Raw genomic sequence first — 3,389 nt, 5'->3', positions numbered from 1 at the left:
CCCGCCGCGATGTCGAGGTCCAGCTCATCCAGCACGGTGAGCGGCCCGTAAGACTTCGTCACCTTACGAAAGCTGACCATGGGCGCGGGGGTGCCGGTGATTTCAAGCGGAAAGGCCGATACGTCGTGCATGTTCACAGTCCCAGTTTGCGGCGGACATAGCCTTCGAACAGTCGGATCACACCGGCCGCCGGAAGCGAAATCGCGAGAAAGATGATACCCACCATCGTGTAGGGTTCCAGAAAACGGTAGTTTTCCGACCCGATGGCATTGGCGGTGTGGATCAGTTCGGCAACCCCGATCACCGACAGCATCGGCGTATCCTTGAAGATGCCGACAAGGTAGTTGCCCATACCCGCCAGCGCGGGCGGAATGGCCTGCGGGATGATCACCCGGCGGTATTTCTGCGCAATGGTCATGTTGAGCGCTGTTGCCGCTTCCCATTGCCCCTTGGCGACGCTTTCGATCCCGCCGCGATAGACCTCTGAGAGGTAGCAGGAATAGTGCAGGCCGATGGCGATCATGCCCGAGACCCAGGGGCTGAGCCGGATGCCGAATTGCGGGCCGACATAGAAGATGAAAAAGATCTGCAACAACAGCGGGGTGGAGCGGATGAACTCAACCAGTTCCCGCACGATCAGCGTCACCGGGCGATAAGGCGTCCGCTGTGCCAGTGCCAGAACCAGACCAAGCACCAATGCGATGGCATAACCCGCAAGGGCCGCGATCAGCGTGTTGCCGGTGGCATGGATCAGGCGCGGCAGAATTTCCCAGGTAAAGTCCCATTTCCAGTCGAACATGGCTCAGGCCCTCCCCAGCTTGCGCGCCATATGGCGTTCCAGCCAGCGCATGAACGGCGTCACCATGAAGCGGGCGAGGATGTAATAGATCACCAGTGCCGCGCCAAAGACCTGCGCCGACAGGAAGGTCGAGGCGTTGATCTGCCTTGCCTCGAACATCAGATCCGCCACCGAGATAAGCGAGACGAGCGCCGTGCCCTTCAAGAGCTCGATCATCAGGTTGCCCCAGGGTGGCAGCATGTTGACCAGCGCCTGCGGCAGGATGATGCGGCGCATGCGTTGCGCCGGGCTCATATTGATCGCAAGGGCTGCTTCCCACTGGCCTTTCGGAACCGACAGGATGCCGCCACGCACCAGCTCGGCGCCGTAAGCCCCGATGTTCATGCCGACGGCGAGGTAACCTGCAGTGAATTTCTCGATCGACAGACCGAAGAGCGGCAGGACGAAGAAGATCCAGTAAAGCTGGACGACCAGAGAGGTGCCGCGAAAGATCTCGATATAGGTCACGGCCGCGCCGCGCAAAAAGCCGTTTTGCGACAGTTTCATCAGCCCCATGCAGAGAGAGATGGCGATGCCGAGCGCTGCGGCCAGCAGGAACTGGGCCAGCGTTATGCCGGTTCCGGTCAGCAGGCGCGGCCAGTATTGAAGTACGAAATCGTAGATGCTCATCCGCCCGCGCTCTGCTGAAGATCGGAAAAAGTGGCGGGCCTGGCAGGCCCGCCACGCGTTGAGGTCAGCGGTTGGCGCAGACCCATTCGGCGGTCTTGTCGCCGGGCAGGTTCGCGTCGGTGTAACCATATTCCGCGACCGAGGCCAACATGGCGTCGGTGCCAACATAGTCCGCCACGGCCTTGTTGAATTCAGCCATGAAATCGGCGTCGTCGAACCGGAAACCGATGCCGACATAGTTCAGCGTCCAGTCCGGCAGGGCCGCCGGATCGGTCACGTCGATGTCGTCATTGGTCTCGGCAAAGTGGTTCGCCTCGAAATAGGTCATGCCGCCCGCATCGGCGCGGCCAGCCTTGACGGCTGCCAGCATTTCCGACGGTCCGGGAACCTGCATGATCTGATCGTCACCGAGGCCTTCCTTCTTGGCGGATTCGACGGTGTTGTAGCCAGCGCCCGTCACCATGATCGCGCCGGAATTCAGGATGTCCTTGAACGTCTGGATGTTCTTCGGATTGCCGGCCGGGACGATGAAAGCATCCCCGGTCTGGGCGATCGGCTCGGAAAAGGCGATGTTCTGGCAGCGGCTGTTGAGGATATAAAGACCGCCGGTGATCAGGTCATAGCGATCCGCCTGCAGGCCCGGGATCAATCCGCCCCAGTCGGTGACGCTGGTTTCGACATTGGTGTAGCCCATCTCGGCCAACACCCCGAGGGCGATTTCATTGACAAACCCCTTGGCAGCACCGCTGTCATCCGGATAACCCCAGATCGGTACATTGGAAAAGCCGATGCGGATCGGCTCGCCCGCGGCAATGCGGTCGGCCAACGGGCCGGCGGCTGCCGAAAACGTGCTGGCGGCGAGCATCACGCCCGCTGCGAAAAGTGTCTTTGTCGATCTTGCTGTCATGTTTTCCTCCCTGACGGTGCGGATTTCGGATGCGAAAACCTCGAACTCAAAGCCACTAGCCACCAAGCGGTGGCCCGTCCTCCCGAATTCACCATGGCTTCACACCCAATCTCCCATCCGGAATTTTACCGGGAGGTTGCGAGACTTTTGCTCGAATATCCGTGGTTTTTGATAAAAAGGGTTGTGTTGGCCCGGCAGAACGATCGAAATACTGACATGGACGATAAAGACTATGAAATTCTTTCTCTGGTGCAGGCGGATGCCCGGCTGACCGCCGAATCGCTGGGATTGAGCATTGGCCTGTCGACACCGGCGGTTCAGAAACGGCTTAAGAAACTGCGTGAAACCGGCGTGATCGAGAAAGAGATCGCCGTGTTGTCGCCCTCCAAGCTCGGGCGCGAACTGACAGTGATCGTTGAGGTCGTACTTGAGCGCGAAAGCCGCATGCATCTCGATGCGTTCAAGCGAAGGATGCGCAGCGCCCCGGCGGTGCAGCAATGCTACTATACGACAGGTGAGGCCGATTTCATCGTGATCGTCGTCGTCGGGGACATCAAGGAATATGAGGCGTTCACGCAGGAATACTTCTTTGACGAATCCAATGTCAGCCGGTTCACGTCCTCAATCGTAATGGACCGGGTGAAGGTCTCGCTCGACATTCTCTGACGCGTTTCGAACGTTATCAGGAAAGTGGCGCGTCATTGGCCACGCGGGTGTTGAGTGCGGGTTTCAAGCCGTGGCTTTTCAGGAGTTTTGGCAAGACCTGCATCCGGCCGAGCCTTCCAAAATATGAGGGTAGATCACGCGTTAGATCAACGGTTCACGATTGCATGGGCCGAGAACTCCGCAAGCTCACCACGCCAGATCTGACGGCCAAAACAAAAGGCCAGACCAGTATCGTCGCGGATGATCTGTTCCAGTTCGATCCCCGCCTGATGCGGCGCAAGCCCCAAAAGCGCCGCCTCGTCGGGTTGGATCGCGCGCATGCGGATGATCACATCCCCAGTGTGCGCC

The 3,389-nt window shown here is 59.3% G+C and carries 5 protein-coding genes; 1 reads left to right on the top strand and 4 read right to left on the bottom strand.

What is annotated here, in order from left to right; all coding sequences use genetic code 11:
* Positions 1–133: 133 nt before the first annotated feature.
* From ehuD to WBB85_RS13525, 3 genes are all read right to left on the bottom strand, one after another.
* On the bottom strand, positions 134–799 hold the full coding sequence (gene ehuD / locus WBB85_RS13535) for an ectoine/hydroxyectoine ABC transporter permease subunit EhuD (RefSeq protein WP_432639135.1): 666 nt from the start codon (positions 797–799) through the stop codon (positions 134–136).
* Positions 800–802: 3 nt separating this feature from the next.
* Positions 803–1,468 carry an ectoine/hydroxyectoine ABC transporter permease subunit EhuC gene (gene ehuC, locus WBB85_RS13530; RefSeq protein ID WP_432639134.1) on the bottom strand — a complete coding sequence of 222 codons (666 nt, stop codon included), beginning with the start codon at positions 1,466–1,468 and terminating at the stop codon, positions 803–805.
* A gap of 64 nt (positions 1,469–1,532) precedes the next feature.
* Positions 1,533–2,375 carry a transporter substrate-binding domain-containing protein gene (locus WBB85_RS13525; protein WP_432639133.1) on the bottom strand — a complete coding sequence of 281 codons (843 nt, stop codon included), beginning with the start codon at positions 2,373–2,375 and terminating at the stop codon, positions 1,533–1,535.
* Between the two features lie 216 nt (positions 2,376–2,591).
* Here WBB85_RS13525 and WBB85_RS13520 point away from each other — a divergent pair, with 216 nt between their 5' ends.
* Entirely contained in the window at positions 2,592–3,041 is a 450-nt protein-coding gene (locus tag WBB85_RS13520) for an Lrp/AsnC family transcriptional regulator (protein WP_432639132.1), read from the top strand.
* Positions 3,042–3,187: 146 nt separating this feature from the next.
* On the opposite strand, the gene WBB85_RS13515 is transcribed toward WBB85_RS13520, so the two are convergent.
* Positions 3,188–3,389: UTRA domain-containing protein (locus WBB85_RS13515; protein ID WP_432639131.1), on the bottom strand; the 202-nt coding region annotated here is incomplete at its 5' end.

This window comes from Albidovulum sp. (assembly GCF_049646345.1).
GTDB lineage: Bacteria > Pseudomonadota > Alphaproteobacteria > Rhodobacterales > Rhodobacteraceae > Albidovulum.
This window is presented reverse-complemented; position numbering and strand designations above follow the sequence as displayed.

Excerpts from the sequence above, each read along its gene's own strand:
- ehuD (WP_432639135.1), bottom strand. The coding sequence starts at position 799 with ATGTTCGACTGGAAATGGGACTTTACCTGGGAAATTCTGCCGCGCCTG.
- WBB85_RS13525 (WP_432639133.1), bottom strand. The coding sequence starts at position 2,375 with ATGACAGCAAGATCGACAAAGACACTTTTCGCAGCGGGCGTGATGCTC.
- WBB85_RS13520 (WP_432639132.1), top strand. The coding sequence starts at position 2,592 with ATGGACGATAAAGACTATGAAATTCTTTCTCTGGTGCAGGCGGATGCC.
- ehuC (WP_432639134.1), bottom strand. The coding sequence starts at position 1,468 with ATGAGCATCTACGATTTCGTACTTCAATACTGGCCGCGCCTGCTGACC.